Annotated in this window: 12 protein-coding genes; 2 read left to right on the top strand and 10 right to left on the bottom strand. The window is 59.7% G+C overall.

Features of this window, described 5'->3' with window-relative positions; all coding sequences use genetic code 11:
- Positions 1–119 precede the first annotated feature (119 nt).
- The 3 genes from BV034_RS22585 to BV034_RS22575 all read right to left on the bottom strand — a co-directional run bounded on the left by BV034_RS22585 (position 120) and on the right by BV034_RS22575 (position 3,809).
- On the bottom strand, positions 120–1,616 hold the full coding sequence (locus BV034_RS22585; protein ID WP_050029235.1) for a PLP-dependent transferase: 1,497 nt from the start codon (positions 1,614–1,616) through the stop codon (positions 120–122).
- 58 nt (positions 1,617–1,674) lie between these two features.
- Positions 1,675–2,844, bottom strand: a complete 1,170-nt coding sequence (locus tag BV034_RS22580) for a PLP-dependent aspartate aminotransferase family protein (protein WP_265593346.1) — start codon at positions 2,842–2,844, stop codon at positions 1,675–1,677.
- Between the two features lie 74 nt (positions 2,845–2,918).
- Complete coding sequence (locus BV034_RS22575; protein WP_265593345.1) at positions 2,919–3,809, bottom strand: alpha/beta hydrolase; 891 nt, start codon at positions 3,807–3,809, stop codon at positions 2,919–2,921.
- A 7-nt stretch (positions 3,810–3,816) separates the two neighbouring features.
- Between BV034_RS22575 and BV034_RS22570 the strand changes: the two genes are divergently transcribed.
- On the top strand, positions 3,817–4,944 hold the full coding sequence (locus BV034_RS22570) for a Gfo/Idh/MocA family oxidoreductase (RefSeq protein ID WP_265593344.1): 1,128 nt from the start codon (positions 3,817–3,819) through the stop codon (positions 4,942–4,944).
- A 185-nt stretch (positions 4,945–5,129) separates the two neighbouring features.
- Here the strand turns inward: BV034_RS22570 and BV034_RS22565 are convergent, their stop codons facing one another.
- Together BV034_RS22565 and BV034_RS22560 are read right to left on the bottom strand one after the other, a co-directional pair.
- Positions 5,130–6,074 carry a nucleoside hydrolase gene (locus BV034_RS22565; protein WP_265593343.1) on the bottom strand — a complete coding sequence of 315 codons (945 nt, stop codon included), beginning with the start codon at positions 6,072–6,074 and terminating at the stop codon, positions 5,130–5,132.
- Between the two features lie 14 nt (positions 6,075–6,088).
- Entirely contained in the window at positions 6,089–6,883 is a 795-nt protein-coding gene (locus tag BV034_RS22560) for a DUF1080 domain-containing protein (RefSeq protein ID WP_050029232.1), read from the bottom strand.
- A 133-nt stretch (positions 6,884–7,016) separates the two neighbouring features.
- Between BV034_RS22560 and rnr the strand changes: the two genes are divergently transcribed.
- Positions 7,017–9,839, top strand: a complete 2,823-nt coding sequence (rnr, locus tag BV034_RS22555) for a ribonuclease R (protein WP_050029231.1) — start codon at positions 7,017–7,019, stop codon at positions 9,837–9,839.
- Between the two features lie 246 nt (positions 9,840–10,085).
- On the opposite strand, the gene BV034_RS22550 is transcribed toward rnr, so the two are convergent.
- From BV034_RS22550 to BV034_RS22525, 5 genes are all read right to left on the bottom strand, one after another.
- Positions 10,086–11,540 (bottom strand): DUF1501 domain-containing protein, encoded by a 1,455-nt coding sequence (locus BV034_RS22550; protein WP_050029230.1) that lies wholly within the window; start codon positions 11,538–11,540, stop codon positions 10,086–10,088.
- Between the two features lie 123 nt (positions 11,541–11,663).
- A complete protein-coding gene (locus tag BV034_RS22545; RefSeq protein WP_265593342.1) occupies positions 11,664–14,138 on the bottom strand; it encodes a M56 family metallopeptidase in 2,475 nt (824 codons plus the stop codon).
- Between the two features lie 50 nt (positions 14,139–14,188).
- The gene (locus tag BV034_RS22540) at positions 14,189–14,602 is read right to left on the bottom strand and encodes a BlaI/MecI/CopY family transcriptional regulator (protein ID WP_050029228.1); all 414 of its coding nucleotides are present in this window, start codon (positions 14,600–14,602) and stop codon (positions 14,189–14,191) included.
- A 717-nt stretch (positions 14,603–15,319) separates the two neighbouring features.
- On the bottom strand, positions 15,320–15,895 hold the full coding sequence (locus tag BV034_RS22530; protein WP_050029226.1) for a sugar O-acetyltransferase: 576 nt from the start codon (positions 15,893–15,895) through the stop codon (positions 15,320–15,322).
- Between the two features lie 25 nt (positions 15,896–15,920).
- A complete protein-coding gene (locus BV034_RS22525; RefSeq protein WP_050029225.1) occupies positions 15,921–16,355 on the bottom strand; it encodes a hypothetical protein in 435 nt (144 codons plus the stop codon).
- Between the last annotated feature and the right edge of the window lie 8 nt (positions 16,356–16,363).

Genomic DNA, 16,363 nt, shown 5'->3' with positions numbered 1-16,363 from the left:
CACAGTCCCTCAGTCAAAACGCAATTCTGTAAATTCCGTTAAGTTGGTCTAAAAAATCAGTCTCTGTGCCCTCTGTGACTCTGTGGTTTATTCCACATTCACTCACTCCCTTCCTTGGCTCACTCAGCTTTCGCCAGCGCTTGCTTCATCCGGTCAATGATCACCTCAGCAGGCTCAAGACCCACGGAGACGCGGATGAGGGAGCGGTCCACGCCGCAGGCTTCTGCCCAGTCCAGCTCATCATAGTGAGCCAGCAGGGTGTAGGGGCATACCAGGGTGTAGTTGGTGCCGAGGCTGGGGCCTTTGCAGAACTCCATGGCGTCATACACGGCGGGTGCCTTCGAGGGATCCTTGAGGACAAAGGAAAGGAGGCAGCCATGGCCGCCATCTTCACGCTGCAGGTGATCGTAAATGCCGCTTTCATCCACCAGGCTGTGATACACCTTGGCGACTGCAGGATGCTCAGAAAGGTATTCGAAGAGAGCGACGCCGTTGCGGCTCACGGTCTTCACGCGGTCCACGTAGTCGCGGGAGTTCTCCTCCAGCACTACGGCATCGCCGCGCCAGAGCTCGTGATCGGCGTGCTTTTGCAGAAACTCGGCAAACTCGTCGTGGAAAGGGGAGTCGCTGTTGAGGATGACGGATCCCGCCAGCACGTCGCCCACGCCGGAGAAGGCCTTGGTGAGACTGGTGGTGACCACGTCAGCGATGAGGAAGACGTCCACATTGACGTTGGTGGCGACGGTGTCATCCACCACGATGGGCACGTCCTTCTCCTCGAGGAACAGCATCTCACTCACGCGGCGCAGGTCCACGGTCTTGAGCTGCGGGTTGCTGGGGACCTCGGCAAAGATGCCCGCCAGAGGTTCGGCCTTGATGATGTCGCGAAGCTTTTCGTAGTCCGCCTCCTCAGTGAATGGCAGAAAGTGCGCCCCGGTACCGAACTTCTCCTGAAGCTTTAGCACATCCACATAGGGAAAGTCGAGCTGCACGGTGCGACGTTCCGGCAGCAGGGTGGTGAGCATGCGATGCACGGCATAGTTCGCGGCCATGCCGGAGGGGAAGAGGAACACGTCCTCCGGACGCTGCCCCGTGATGTCAGCCAGGCGCTCTTTGATGGCCTGGTTAGCCCGGGCCCCCTGCTCAACGGTGTATTGCTGGCAACCTGCCCCGGTGGCGAACTCCGCCTGACGGATGCTCACGACCTCCCCGGCGAAACGCCAGAAATGGCGGGCCACATCGTAGGCGGCTCCTGGGAAAAAGGTCACCCCAAGGGCTTCTGGCCCATACTCCAGGGTCCGTGCGGCATCCACGCGGTGGCGGCGCAGGTAGCTGGCGCAGCGCTCCGCATGCACCATACGTGGGAAGACCAGGACCCGCTCGCCCGGCCGGGCGTGTTGCTTCTCGACCTGCTCAAACAGCGCTGCGATGGCGGGCGGCACAAAGAAGCGGGGATACCCGCTGCGGAACTGGCCCACCACGGCCGGATCCTTCTCCTCATACCCGATCACATGCGACCAGAGCGGCAGGCAAACCGAGATGCCGTACGGCGTGGGCGGAATGGGCGAGCCGAGGTCTTCGGGTTTGCAGAGGGGATCGGTCAGAAGGTTGCGCACGTTGAAAAATGCTGAATTAGGAATGCTGAATGAGGAATGTCGGGGCGGTGGGGAGAGCTTACCCCAGCGCCTGCTCGACATCGGCCCAGAGGTCCTCGATATGCTCGATGCCCACAGAGAAACGCACGACGCCGTCGGTAATGCCCACGGACTCGCGGACCTCACGGGGGATGCTGGCGTGCGTCATGCTGGCGGGGTGGCAGATGAGGCTCTCGATGCCGCCCAGGCTTTCCGCTTTGGTGAAATAACGCGAGCGCTGCATGAAGGTCATGGTCTCCTCCAGGTTCAGCCCCAGATCGGCGGTGATGATGCCGCTGCCCCCGCGCATTTGCTTCTTGGCCAGCTCGTACTGGGGGTGAGAGGGGAGGAAGGGATAGCGCACCCAGCGGATGCCGGGGCGCTGTTCCAGCCGTTCTGCAAAGGTGAGCGCGTTGGAGTTGTGCCGCTCCATGCGGATGGCTTCTGTCTTGAGGCCGCGGGAGGTGAGCCAGGCGTCGAACGGGGATGGCTGCAGGCCCAGAGCCTTTTGGGCAAAGATCATCTTGTCCTGCCACTCATCGCTGTCGGTGCAGACGGCGCCGCCGAGGGCGTCCGAGTGGCCGTTGGAGTACTTGGTGGTGCTCAGCAGGGAGAGCGTGGCCCCCAGGGCGATGGGCTGCTGCACGTAGCTGGAGGCAAAGGTGTTGTCCACCAGCACCGGGGTGTTCACGCCTTTGGCCACCTCGCTGATGGCGGCGATGTCCAGCACCTTGAGCATGGGATTGGTGGGGGACTCGATCCACACCAGCGCCGGCTTGAGCTCGGTGATCTTGCTGTAGTTGGCCGGATCGCTCAGGTCGAAGTAGCAGGGCTTCACGCCAAACTTCTCAAACACCCGGGCGAAGAGCCGGTAGGTGCAGCCATAGACGTTCTCCTCCAGCACGACGACGTCGCCGGACTTCAGCGTGGAGACGACGGCGGTGATGGCGGACACGCCGCTGGCGAAAACGCAGGCGTGGCGGCAGCCTTCCAGCGCGGCGAGGGTCTGCTGCAGGTTCCGGAAGTTCGGATTGCCGGAGCGGGTGTAGTCGAAGCCGCCCTCGTTGCCGTACTCGAACGTGCTGGTGAGGTACACCGGTGGGATGACCGCGCCCGTTTGATCCCGCCAGTCGTGGCCAACATGGATGGCGGCGGTTTCAAACTGTTGGGGGGGTGAACCGGAGGAGGAGGAGGGCGAGGACTGGGACACGGGAGGCGGACACTGCCACAGGGGGATACGAAGTGCAACCGGTGGACAGATGTCCGCCACGGGGGGCTGGCGGGCTATTTCCCCTTCAGATGCTTGTCAAAAAAGGCGAGCACGATGGGGCGGAGGTCCTTCTGCTTGGGCTGGAGGTGGAAGGTGTGCGGTGCGCCTTCGATGATCTCGATCTGGTGCTCCACGCCGACCTTCTCCAGCGCCCGGGCGAAGAGGCGGGACTGTTCTACATCCACCGTGGTATCGGCCGTGCCATGCATGATGAGGAAGGGCGGATCGTTCTTGTCCAGATAGGTGGTCACGGAGAACTGCTTATACAGCTCCGGGGCCTGGGTGCGGGACTTGCGCAGGGCGGCGACGTCTTTCCAGGACATGAATTCAATGGGCCCGTACAGATCTACTGCGCATTTGATGTCGCAGGGGAACTCGCCATATGGCCCTTTGGGATCGAGCCCGTCCTTGGCCTGGGTCACCGCCAGCATGGAGGTGAGGTGACCGCCCGCAGATCCGCCGATGGCCCCGATGCGCTTGGGATCAATGTGGAGGCGTTCGGCGTTCTTGCGCAGCCAGCGGACGGCAGTCTTGCAGTCGTGCAGGTTCTGCGGCCAGCAGATCTGATCCGGCGGGCTCTTGGGATCGTGGAGCTTGTAGTCGATGCTCAGCGCCACGTAGCCATGGGTGGCCAGGGTGTTGCCAATGTTTTCCTCCCGGGCTGCGTTCTTCACGCCGCCCGTCCAGCCGCCGCCGTGGATGAGGACCACCGCGGGATAAAGCGTGCCGGATGGGGGTGGGGTGGCGGGCTGGTAGAGATCGGCCTTCTCCTTCCGGTCGGGTTCAAGGTAGGTGATGTTCTTCTCCAGCGTCACGCCCGGGGCGGCCTTCTGGGCGTGAAGGGGGGCTGCGATGGCGCTGGCAAGGAGGATCGACGCAAGAATGGGGACTGGGGAGAGTTTCATGTATCTGATGATGAAAGAGAACGGGAACTTGGAGTCAACCAGCACGATGGTGTTGGGTTCAGAGAAAACTGCCCTGTCACGGCGGTCCTTTCACCAGGTGATGATGGGGGCAGGGCTGGCGATGGGATTGGGGGCGAGTTCCGTTCGGGCGGCTGCCGGGGCGGGCCGCATCAAGATGGGCCAGATCGGCACCAAGCATGCCCATGCCGGAGGGCAGTTGGCAGCGGTGCGCTCCTGTGCTGACTTCGAAGTGGTGGGGGTGGTGGAGCCGGATGAAGCCCAACGGCTCAAGGTCAAAGACCACCCGGACTATGCCGGGCTCCCCTGGCTTACGGAGGAGCAACTCTTTAACACCCCCGGCCTGCAGGTGGTGGCGGTGGAGACGGATGTGGCCGGGTTGCTGGATGCCGCCGTGAAGGTGGTGAAGGCGGGGCTGCACCTGCATCTGGACAAGCCTGCTGGCGAATCCCTCCCGCAGTTTCAGCGCATCCTGGAAACAGCCACCCAGCACAAGAAGCTCGTGAAGATGGGCTACATGTTCCGGTACAATCCGGCGTTTCAACTGATGATCCAGGCCGTGCGGGAAGGATGGCTCGGGCGGGTCTTCGCCATCCATGCCGAGATGAGCAAGCTCCTCAGCGATGGGGAGCGTCAGGGGCTGGTGCAGTACAAGGGCGGCTCCATGTTTGAGCTGGGCTGTCATCTCATTGATTCCGTGGTGCGCGTGCTGGGCAAGCCTGAGGCCGTGATGCCACATGTGCGCAGAACCCGCGCGGACAACTGGCCCGACAACATGCTGGCAGTGCTGGAGTACAAGGAAGCTACCGTGAGCCTGCGCAGCAGCATGGTGGAGGTGGACGGCGGTTCCCGGCGGCAGTTTGTGGTCTGCGGGGAGTACGGCACAGTCGAGATCCGCCCCTTGGAACCAGCCGGCATGATCCTCACCCTCGACCGGCCACGCGGCCCCTATAAGAAAGGCCGCCAGGAAGTGAAGTTTGAGAAAGCCCCCCGCTATCTGGCGGACTGGGTGGAGTTCGCCAAAGCCATCCGCGGTGAGGTGAAATGGGAGTTCACGGCGGAGCACGATTTGATCGTGCAGGAGACGGTGTTGAGGGCGGCGGGATTGATGGCGTAGTTTCAATTAACCAAAGAGGCGCGGAGAACACAGAGGGAAACAAACTTCAAATTACAAAATTCAAACTTCAAGGGTGAGTTATCTTTGATCATGAATCCATCTTGTTAATCTCCCTGAAATCTTGTCAATCCTGTCTAAAAAGTCATTCCTCTGTGTTCTCTGTGCCTCTGTGGTTAAACTCATTCTCATTTTGCCTTTGGCGCCTGCAGTAACAACTTCTCCAGCGCTGCCTCCACGGCGCGATCGCTCAGCACGCCGTCTTTGTTTTTCTTCTTGAGGAGATAGGCCTGGCGGCTGTCGGGTTGGGCTTCCCAGGTGAAGGTCATGTCGGGCTTCAGGGCCATGTGGCCCTGGTCTTGGAGGTCCCAGAACTCTCCCCGGCCGCGCACGGCGTAGAGCACGCTCGCGAGATCTGCCACGTGGCGGTTCTTCAGCTTGCCGCTGAAGTAGAGCTCGTAGGCAACCCGCACGGGGTGATCTGCCGGCACGTTGCGAAGGCATTCACCCACGGCCACGCCGCTCGGTACGGAGCAGACTTCCCGGCCGGCAAAGACCAGATCCCCGGGCCAGTTCTGGATCGCGTACAAGGTGGCGGGGGCGTCATAGGTAAAGTTCACATTGCCGAGCTTCAGGTCATCTCGGGCGGGTGTGCCGATGAAATTACCTCCCATGCACACCCAAGTGCGGACTTTTTGCTTCACGAGGTCGAGGCCGCTGGGCTTTCCGTCTTGGGCGGGGGCTTTGAGCAGGTTGGCGACATTGGTCAGATAGCCTACGGTCACCAGCACCACGGACTGGTCGGGCTGCGCCTCAAGTGTCTGGCGGTACAGTTGCAGGGCGTCAGGCGCTGAGGCGGTTGACTTCAAGTCATGCGGAAAGCGCTCCGCCACCCCACGGGTGTACACAGATTTTCGCAGCACGCCCTGGCCCTTCACGGTGCCGATGGGCACGTCGGGACGACCATAGTAAGTGTTGATGGCGTCGATGGTGGGGACCGCCCAAGGGTCCAGCGTGCTGCACATCATGGCGAGAATCTCGCACTCCCCGTTGTCCGCCAGCGCGTGTAGCACGCCCAATGCTCCGGCGTCATCGCAATCCGTGTGCATGTCCGTGTCGAAGATGATATTCACTGGCCCCGCCGATTTCACTGCACCCGTAGCGGCGGGGGGGCGGGTTTTGCCGGAGCTTTCTTCAGCATCTGCTGTACACGCTCGTTTTCCTTCTGCAGCGCCCCCGCCGGGATGGCCATGGGCTGGAAGTCGATCCGTGTGAGCTTTTCATCTTTGGACACGGTCCGCAGCCTGAGATTGCGGAACCACACGTCGGCCCCATGGTCCTGAAGCCTGATCCTTCCACCCCGCGCGCCCAGGTTGGCTCCGCGAATCCGGAGCAGCTCAACCTGCGGGGCCCACTTGGGGTCGGTGTAGTCGAAGTCCAGCACGAGTTCACCGTTCAACCAATGCTGAATGACGGTGCCCTGGCAAAGGATCCGCCCCTCATTCCATTCACCAAGGGGACGGGTGGCGTCCTTGTTCGGAGCCATGCAGAAGAACAGCGATGCGGCACTCTGCCGGGGATTCTCGCCATAGGGGCTGTTCGCGTTGTCCAGCACCTGGTACTCATACTGGCCTGGGCGGTAGTACACGCCGCTGTTGCAGCCTTTGGAGACCTTCCACTCAAACCGGAGTTCAAAGTCATCTGGCACCGTGCTGGCGGTATGGGTCAGGTCGCCGCCTTTGGCTTTCCGGTAGAAAGTGCCATCCTCCTCGATCGCCCAGTTTCCTTTTTGATCCCAGCCGTGGAAGGTCTTGCCATCAGACAGGGGCTCGAACCCCAGTTTCTGTTCCTGATCGGAGAGCGCGGGACCTGCGTGGAGCAGGGAGGTACAGAGGAGCACCAGCAGGGGAGCGAGGCAGCGGGTGAGGGGCGTGGGATTCATGGTGCGATGCAGATAAAACGCAAAAATGTTGGACGATTACGGACGGGGAGCGTATTCTCCATCATCAGACGGAGCCCATGATGTGCTCCAGATACCCTCCGGCCAATGATCCGGAATTGTGCGATAGTTAGTTATGGAAAGTGATATTCTCGAATTGCTCGGAAGGTCCGAGTATGTGCCCGCTAATGTACCCGGCCTGTTGGCCGCCCTCGATTGGGCTCCCAATCGTCAACAGGAGCTGCAGGCCTTCTTGCAGGAACTGGAAACCCAGGGACGCGTAGTCCGTACCAAGGGCAACCGCTACATCCTCGCGGATGAAGCGGATCTGGTGGCGGGAGTCATCCAGATCACCCGCAGTGGCAAGGGCTTCCTGCTGCCCTCGGCAGCTGGGGTGCATGAAATCGTGATCCCAGAGAGTGCCACCGGTACCGCCATGCATGGCGACCGGGTGTTGGTGCGTCGGGAGGTGAAGCCGCAAGGCTACAGTAAGGTCCGACCTGAGGAAACGACCGGCACGGTGATCCGAATTTTGGAACGCAAGCGGTCCACCCTCGTGGGCACGCTGCAGAAGGGGAAGCAATTCCTCTACGTGGTGCCAGATGACCCGCGCCTGCCGCGAGATATCTTTGTGCCGCCGCCCAAGGATGTGGGACGTCGTCCCAACGTGGGCGACAAGGTGGTAGTGGAGATGGTGCAGTGGGAGTCCCGCCACACCAATCCTGAAGGCGAGATCGTGGAAGTTCTGGGTCCGCCGGATGACGAGGGCGTGGACATGCTCTCCGTGCTGCGCCACTACGACCTGCCTCTGCGCTTCCCCAAAGAGGTGCTGGACGAGGCCAATACCATAGCCAAGTCCCGACCGGACAACCAACCCTCGCCTGATGAAGTGGCAGGTCGGGTGGACTGCCGGGAACACTTGGTGGTGACGATTGACCCGGATGACGCCAAGGATTTCGATGATGCCATCTGTCTGAAGCGCGAGGGCAAGGACCGCTGGCGGTTGTGGGTGCACATCGCCGATGTGTCCCACTATGTGAAGCCAGGCGGCGACTTGGATAAAGAGGCCCGGAAACGGGGCAACTCCACCTATCTGGTGGACCGTGTCATCCCCATGCTGCCTGAGGCGCTCAGCAATGAGCTGTGCTCACTGAAGCCCGGTCTGGACCGCCTGACGAAGTGTGTTGAATTCCTGCTCAATCCCGATGGCCGGGTGCTGGAGACAAAGTTCTATCCCGCCGTCATTCACTCCAAGCGACGCTTCACCTACCGGGAAGCTCTGGCGGTGATCGAGAACGGGGCCCGGAAGGATGACGCCATCGAGCGCATGATCCTGGATGCCCATGGAATGGCCCAGGCCATCCGTCGGGCCCGGTTCAAGGCAGGCTCGCTGGACATGGATTTTCCCGAGTCAAAGATCCGGCTGGATGAGCATGGCAAGGTGATCCGCATTGAGAAGATCGACAACGACGTCTCCCACCAGCTCATCGAGGAGTATATGCTCCTCGCGAATGAAGCGGTAGCCTCCCGTCTCATGCACTTGAACCGCCCTGCGGTGTACCGTGTGCACGAGTCACCCAAGGAGAAAAAGCTCAAGGACTACCGTGAGGATGTGCTGGCTCACAAGGTGGAGTGCGGCAATCTGACCAAGCGCTCCGAGGTGCAAAAGCTCCTGGAACTGCTGGGCACCCTGCCGATTGGCGCGGCGCTCAAGATCGGGTTCCTGCGCTCCATGATGAGGGCGCGTTATGCCATGGAACCGCTGGGGCACTATGGCCTCAACAAGGCCAAGTACACCCACTTCACCTCGCCCATCCGCCGCTATGCGGATCTGGTGGTGCACCGGGTGCTGTTTGAGAATCAGGCCATCCCGGCCTCTCGTATCCAGGAGATCGCGGACCACATCACCGCCACGGAACGCAATTCTTCGGATGCGGAGCGCGACAGCAAGGATGTGAAACTCTACGCCTACCTGAAGGCGCAGATCAAGTCTGGCAAACTCGTGACTTACCCAGGTCTGGTGACGGATGTGAGGAACTTTGGGTTCTTTGTGGACGTGAGTGACCTGGGCCTGAGTGGCATGGTGCACCTGTCCTCTGTTCCGGATGACTTCTTCACGTTTGATCCCGTCCGGGCACGCCTCGTGGGGCGTCACAGTGGCAGGATCATCCGTCTGGGGGACAAGCTGCCTGTGCAGGTCTACCGGGTGGATGACTTCAAGAAACAGGTGGACTTCCGCATGGTGTCCGAGCGGCCCGAAGGCGCAAGAGAACAAGAACCTGTGCGTGACTGGCAGCCGGACCGCGGCGGCCGGTTCCGTCCTGGTCCCAAGTTTGGCGACAGGCAGGACTTTGGTGACCGCGGCAAAGGCAAGCCCGCATGGGACAAAAATAAACGCCAAGGTGGGCCAAGGGAAATTGCTCCTGAAGCAGGCCAAGAGAAAAGCAAAGAAGAGTCTGCCAAGCCATTCTGGCAGCAACGGCAGGATGCCAAACCCGGCTTCAATACCAAGTCCAATTCGGGGTCACAGCCGAACAAGGGACGTCGTCGGGAAAAAGACCGTGACTGGGAGATCATCAAGCCTGAAGGGAAGGTGAGCGAGAAAAGGCCGGTGAAAAGGAAAGAAGGCCCGACTCCACAGCGCTCTGAGCCGCAACAGCAGGCCCCTCAAGGGAAGCCCAAGTTCGGCAAGAAGGCGAAAGGCAAGGGAACGAACCAGGAAGTGCCAAAGCCGACGTTCCGTCCTGAGGTGGTTCCCGTGGCCAAACCTCAGCCGCCACCACAGTTCGTCAGGAAGGATAAGACCAAACCAGAGCCTTCGGCAAAGCCCAACGAGAAATCCAAGGGCAAACCAGGACGTTCGTCTTCCAAGCCTTCAAGCCCCGCAGATTCCACCAAACCCACCGAGAAATCGAAGCCGGGCAAAGTGGCGAGCCGTAAGCCGAGGCACCAGGGGTGAGCTCGGATCCTTCTGACAACTGGTAGCGCAGCTTGGCAATCTGCTGTGCCGCCGATTGGCAATCGGCATCAGTTGGTGTCGGGTGTCGGATTTGGTCTCACATAACGCACGAAGCACTGTAGAAGAGCCGTCCCGGCTCTTGGATGGCGGTTGTGCTGGGGGATGCGGAAACAAGAACCGAGACGGTTCCTTGTGCCACGCCAAAACGGAGACTTCTTTTCTCCAATCCACGCCAAGGGCCAAGCACTAAGCACCAATCACCTGCTTCACCACGTGCCCGTGCACATCCGTGAGCCGGAATTGCCGACCTTGGAACCGGAAGGTGAAGCGCTCGTGATCAATCCCCATGAGATGCATGAGGGTGGCCTGGAAGTCGTGCACATGCACCTTGTCCTCCACCGCGTTGAATCCGAACTCATCGCTAGCTCCGTGGCTGATGCCCGGTTTGATCCCACCGCCCGCCATCCAGAGGGTGAAGGCATAAGGATGATGATCCCGGCCCCATTGCTTGGTGTCGGCGATCTTGCCTTGTAGAAAGGGTGTTCTACCAAACTCGCCACCCCAGATCACGAGCGTGTCATCGAGGAGGCCGCGCTGCTTGAGATCTTTGACCAGTGCGGCGGACGGCGCATCGGTATCCTGGCATTGGATCTTGAGCTGGCTGTTTAGATTGCGGTGCTGGTCCCAGCCGGCATGCATGATCTGGGTGAAGCGTACGCCGCGCTCCGCAAGCCGACGGGCCATCAGGCAGTTGTAGGCATAGCTGCCCTGGCGGTGCACATCGGGACCGTACATCTCCAGGATGTGCTGTGGCTCCTTGCTGAAATCAGTGAGCTCCGGCACGCTGGCTTGCATGCGGTATGCCATCTCATACTGGGAAATGCGGGTGGCGATCTCCGGATCGCCTTGTTCCCGGAGTTTGATTTCATTGAGTCGCGCCAAGTCATCCAGGACACCGCGCCGCACGCTGCGGCTCATGCCGTCGGGGTTGCTGAGATAGAGCACCGGATCACCGCTGCCACGGAACTTGACCCCCTGATACTTGGAAGGGAGGAAGCCACTGCCCCAATAGAAGTCATAGAAGATCTGCCCGCAGGATGCTTCCTTATCGCGGGAGGTCATGACCACGAAGGAAGGGAGGTCATTGGAATCACTGCCCAGGCCGTAGCTTAACCACGCGCCCATGCTGGGGCGTCCGGCCTGCTCGCCGCCGGTGAGAAAGTAAGTGATGGCCGGGGCGTGATTCACCGGCTCCGTGTGCATGGACTTGATGAAGCACAGGTCATCTGCAATGCCGGCGGTGTGGGGGAGGAAATCACTCACCCAGGCCCCGCTCTGGCCATGCTGGCTGAACTGGGTGATCTCTCCTAACACGGGACGGTCCGTCTGACCGCCCGTCATGGTGCTGAACCGTTTTCCGCCCGCCACCTCATCGGGAATCTGTCTGCCGTGCCACTCCCTCAGCTTGGGCTTGTAGTCAAAGAGGTCCACATGAGACGGAGCCCCATTCTGCAGCAGATAGATAATCCGTTTTGCCTTCGGCGCAAAGTGCGGCAACGCCGGAGCCAGCTTGTCCGGCGGCAGGGCCAATCCATCCCGTGTGAACAGAGATCCCAGAGCCATCGCGCCCAAGCCCATGGCCGATTTCCCAAAGAGGGCGCGGCGGGTGAGGTGGAGGGGGTGATCGGTGAAGGGGGGCATTCAGAGCGGTGCTTTGTAAAATCGAAGCAGGTCTGCCCCATGCAGGCAACGCCGGATTGACTGAGTATCCGCCGACTCGGATGGAGTATCTTCGCGTCCCAGTCTGGCTTGTCGGGGGCGACATCACTTCACGGATTCGAATGACAGCAGGACGACTTCGCTCAACTGGGGCCGAGCTTCGACTTCCGCGTCTGGCATGAGACGGCCCATCACGACGGTCTGTTTGTCCCAAATCGTTACACTGGTGGTGACTGCTTTGGAGCCGCTCCTGTTCTCAGACTTGATGTTGATGTCGAGGGCGAAATCCTCAGGGCCGACAACTGGACTCACAACCAAGGTCGAGGCCGTGGCACCCTTGAAACTGAATGGCAGATCTGGACGATCCTTTTTGGAGGTTTCGTTCTGCTCCGTTATCTGCTCGGACGTCGTATGAAGTTTGATCGCCTTTACCAGGCTATCCTTCTGCTCCGGTGTCATGACCCCCAATAGAACAAACTCATCGGTCGTGGTTTGCAATGACACTAGGGAGGGAATGGCACTTCCCACGGGAGCTGTAGTCTCGCTTCCCGAGGGAACCGGCGGCAAGAATGCGGTGAACAAATCCTGCAGCTTCCTGTTGCCATCAGGAGGGTTCAACTTAAGTGCGAGGCCTGAGACGGCTACGGGTTGAGATCGAGAAGTGGCAGAGCGCTCCATTTCGGGAGTAGGCTGACGAGTCAACTCACGCTCCAAGGCTTCCGGCCCCAGGGATGTGGCAACCGGCTTCACGACTTTTGATGTGACAAAAAGGAGGAGTCGGCGGTGGTCTTCGGCAGCACCGATATCCATGCAGACGGTTTCTCCGTCAGTGAGCGAGACATCAGCTGAGTTTGTGAAAGCAAGTATCCGTTCTCCGGCAGGGAGGATGCCATCTTTAATGAGGGCGTTGCTCTCAGCGATGCTTCTGCCTGCAAGACGTCGCAATTTTGCAGTCATACTGACTTGGACTTTCTTTCCGTCAGCAGTGCGCACAGGCTCGAACGAATTCTGAATGCCGACAAAATTGTCGTCGTTGAGACCCTTGCCTGCCTCACCAGGACGGCGCACTTCTTGGATGATCTCGACCACTGCCTTCTGGCCCATTCGTGTGGTGACAGAAGGGCTACTGACCAGATTGACGCCTTTCTGCTGGCTGAAGAGTCGTATGATGTTCTGGTAGTCGGGATCGCTGAGAATCGCTTCATTGGCTCGACCATTCGCTGTGCGTTTTTCTTGAAGCGTCGCCAGGGCGGTGCTGGCTGGGCCTCCTTCTTCGGGTAGGGCGAGCAATTCAATCCAACGGGCTTCCAGCAACACTTGGAGGGGGGCGTGGGCGGAGAGTTGATCGAGCAGCCGGTCCACGTGATCCAACTCTGCGGTCGTGGACTTAACGATAAGCATTGAGGACTTCGGAATGAAGACGGCGCTGCCTCCTTCTGGGAAGGAAATGCCAAGAAACTCGAGGATCTCTTTAGCCGTCTTGCCTTTGAAGTCCTCTCTGGCGGTCATGAAATCAGGCCGTACCCGGTAGGTGCGAATCTGAAGTTTGGCGTCTCCAGATTTTGCATCTTTTGGGGTTGTTGACTTCGGTGTCGCCTCGGCTGTTTTTCCTTGCGAAAGAGGTTCCGCAAAACCTATCTGGGCCAGCAGTACCATCAGCCCAGCCGCCACCAGGGAATAGCCACCCATGAACCAGCGGCTGGTGCGTACTGAGACCGGGTGCCCCTTGAGCAAGGCGTGGATCCTGGCGCGCAGGTGCCGTGCTGGGCGGGAAGTTGCCATGGCGGATGATGCCATGGGAAGAGGCGCCGCAATGGATTGTGCCGCCACCGTCAGAAGCAGGTCTGCATAGTCGCTCGCTTCGCCAGGGGATTGAAGGGCTGCATGATCACAGATTTCTTCCCTTGCCTGCGCCCATTGCAAAGCGAGAGCATGAAGGAAAGGGTTCCACCAGAAGATGGCCCGTAGCAGTCCAAGGATGGATGCCACCATCGTGTCGCCTCCCATGCGGTGTTGCTCCTCGTGCCGCAGCACCCAGTTCCACTGAGCGGCGCTCCAGTCGCGCATGGACTCTTCCGGAATGGCGATGACGGGATGCCACCATCCCGCGACGCAGGGGCTGCCTTTGCCCTGGAAAAGTCGAATCGGGAACCTGTTCGCTTCTCGGGGGAAGGTTTCCCACTCGGCGGCATCAGGCCGCCGAAGCCGTCTTTGCCACAAGAGGGCTCGCAGGGTACTCATCAGGTGACGGGCCAAGCCCAATACCGCTCCGGTCAGCCAGAGCATGCTTAAGAGATTCATCCCTTCCGCCAGAGTCCAGCTACTTGGGGTCGAAGCGGTCGGTAGCAGGGGAGGGGTGGAGAATGGACCTGCAGCCGAGGTAGTTGTTACCTGAATCTTCCACGTTCCCTGCGGAGATTCGGCAGATGAATGAGCAGCCGTCGATTCAGGATTGGGCACGACAATGGGAAGCAGTGGCCCAATCCAGGGCGAAACCATCCCCAGACTGATGGACGCCAAGACAGCCCATGCGCGAAACCGGGCGTCGCGAAGAAACCACCGCACGAGTACCCAGCCCATGGCCGTGAAGGCGAGCAGATGGAGGGCCAGATTCCACCAAAGTATCGTCTTCATGGGCGGGTGTCCTTTCCAGTTGGCTTTTTGGCTTGGGCCACCATCTCTTTGAGCTCAGTCAGTTCCTTTTCCGAGATTTCCCCGTTTTCCACCAGGCACCGCACCAAGGCCAGGCTGCTGCCACCAAAGAAGCGCTCCTTAAGTGCGGCCAAAACGCTGCGGCGACCGTGGGATTCGGCCACGGCGGGCACATAAATGTGCGCCCTGGTGGAATCGTCGCGCTTCACCCAGCCCTTGGTCTCCAGGCGGGTGAGTTGCGTCTGCAAGGTGGCCCGGGAGATGGGCTCCTGCCGGTCCGCATTCACGGCTTCAAGCAGATCATTGAGCGAGGTTGGAGCCAGCCGCCAGAGCTGGTCCATGATGGCCTGCTCTGAGGAGGAGAGCGCTGCAGGTGCCGATTTTTTGGACATGCGGCGATTCTTGCCGACAAATGTAAGAGTTGGCAAGATTTAAGTGAGACATTTGTCGGAGTTTGGAGTAAAAGGGGCCGAATGGAGGTGTCGGACGGGGCTAAACTCAACCAGTCCAATCTCGGTGAGGGTGCCGGAAATGGGCAAGTCCGCTGCGAGGCAAATAGAGCCAAGGCCTGAAAGCTGCTGTGCATCAATGTGCATGGCGACAGTGCAATGAGGAATCCAATGCAGAGGGGAATAGTGGGACCAACGGCCATGCCCCAATGAATCAAAGGCAGTGAAAAACTCTGAATGAATCTGCAAGAGTTCGACGGTCACCTTTGGAGCCAAAAACATGACTGGTGATGCAGAGGGGAAGACTCCAAGTGATGCGAGAGTTACTGGGATGGGAGCAATCTTTCTGGCGAATCCATCAATCAAATCCCGGGCACCCAATACATCAAGAGTATCGCATACTGCGAGTGACACATGAGGTCTGGCCCCGCCATCCCGCATGAAGCTGGCTCCCGCCAAGGCGAGGTTTTCTCAAAGACGGCGAATTCGAACGTCGGTGGCCGAATCAAAGAACATCTCAATCGCGTAGGGCATAGTCAGTAGTATCTGGGCTGAGCGACCATTTGAAAATCATCCTCCTACAAAACCGTTCGTGGTTCTTCACTTGTCAGCATACCCCCGCCTCCTTTGAGGTACATCGGGATTGGGGAGTCGCACGGATCACGAACCTTCTGCAGCTTCGGGAGGTAGTTCACGGATCACGCGAGCGGGGTTGCCTGCCGCGATCACATCCGAGGGGATGTCACGGGTAACGACGCTCCCGGCGCCAATCACCGTCCGGTCTCCGATGGTGACGCCGGGGCAGATGATAGCTCCGCCTCCCACCCACACGTCCGAGCCAATCGTGATGGGCTTGGCGGACTCCCGCCATGTTCGGCGCTCGGCTGCGCTGATCGGGTGGGTGGCCGTGTAGATCTGCACCGATGGAGCAAAGAGGACATTGTCGCCAATAGTGACCATGGCGCAGTCGAGAACCACACAGTTGAAGTTGAAGAAGACCTTGGTGCCCAGAACGATGTTCGTGCCGTAGTCGCAGAAAAAGGGTGGCTGAATCCAGGCGTCTGTCTCAGCGCCAAAGAGCTCTGAGAGCAGGCGTTGTCGCTCCTCCTTCTGGTCTTCGCGGGTGGCGTTGAGAAGAAGGCACAGATCGCGGCAGCGATCTCGCTCCCGGCAGAGCTGTGGGTCCAGAGGATCGTAGAGCTTGCCCGTTAGCATCTTTTCCTTTTCTGTTTTCATGGTGTGTGAAGTCAGGAGCGTAGAGTCAGGCAGATTGTTCCTCTGCAAATCCACGAAACTCTGTCGCGGTCTCAGGTGGAGGGGTTTCAATCGTGACGTAGCCGATATCCGAGCCGGTATGCTCAAGCAACTCGGCAAAATACCTCTTGGCAGTGCCCTCCTCGGTAGAAAGACCGAGGATGAGGAAACTATCTGACGTGAAAAAGACCATGGCGTAGGCTGGGTCCCCGTCGCCGCGGCATCGCCAATACACTGAGTAGGGTTCCGACGTATGCACGCAACAGTAGGCGACCACTTCCACCGCGGTGAGAAAAGTAGTATGCGGTGAATCAACGTGCTGCGGAATGCCATAGTCGACAGCCGTCTCCTCTCGCAAAGGCGCGAATTTATCGAGGAATGCCGACACTGAGTCCTCATTCCTTATTTTTGTGAGCACGTAGATGTCAGCGTAAGGGGGCATGCCCTGAT

Source organism: Verrucomicrobium sp. BvORR034, from assembly GCF_000739635.1.
Taxonomy (GTDB): domain Bacteria; phylum Verrucomicrobiota; class Verrucomicrobiia; order Verrucomicrobiales; family Verrucomicrobiaceae; genus Verrucomicrobium.
Note: the sequence above shows the minus strand (reverse complement) of the source record. Positions and strands in the feature narration are given on the sequence as shown.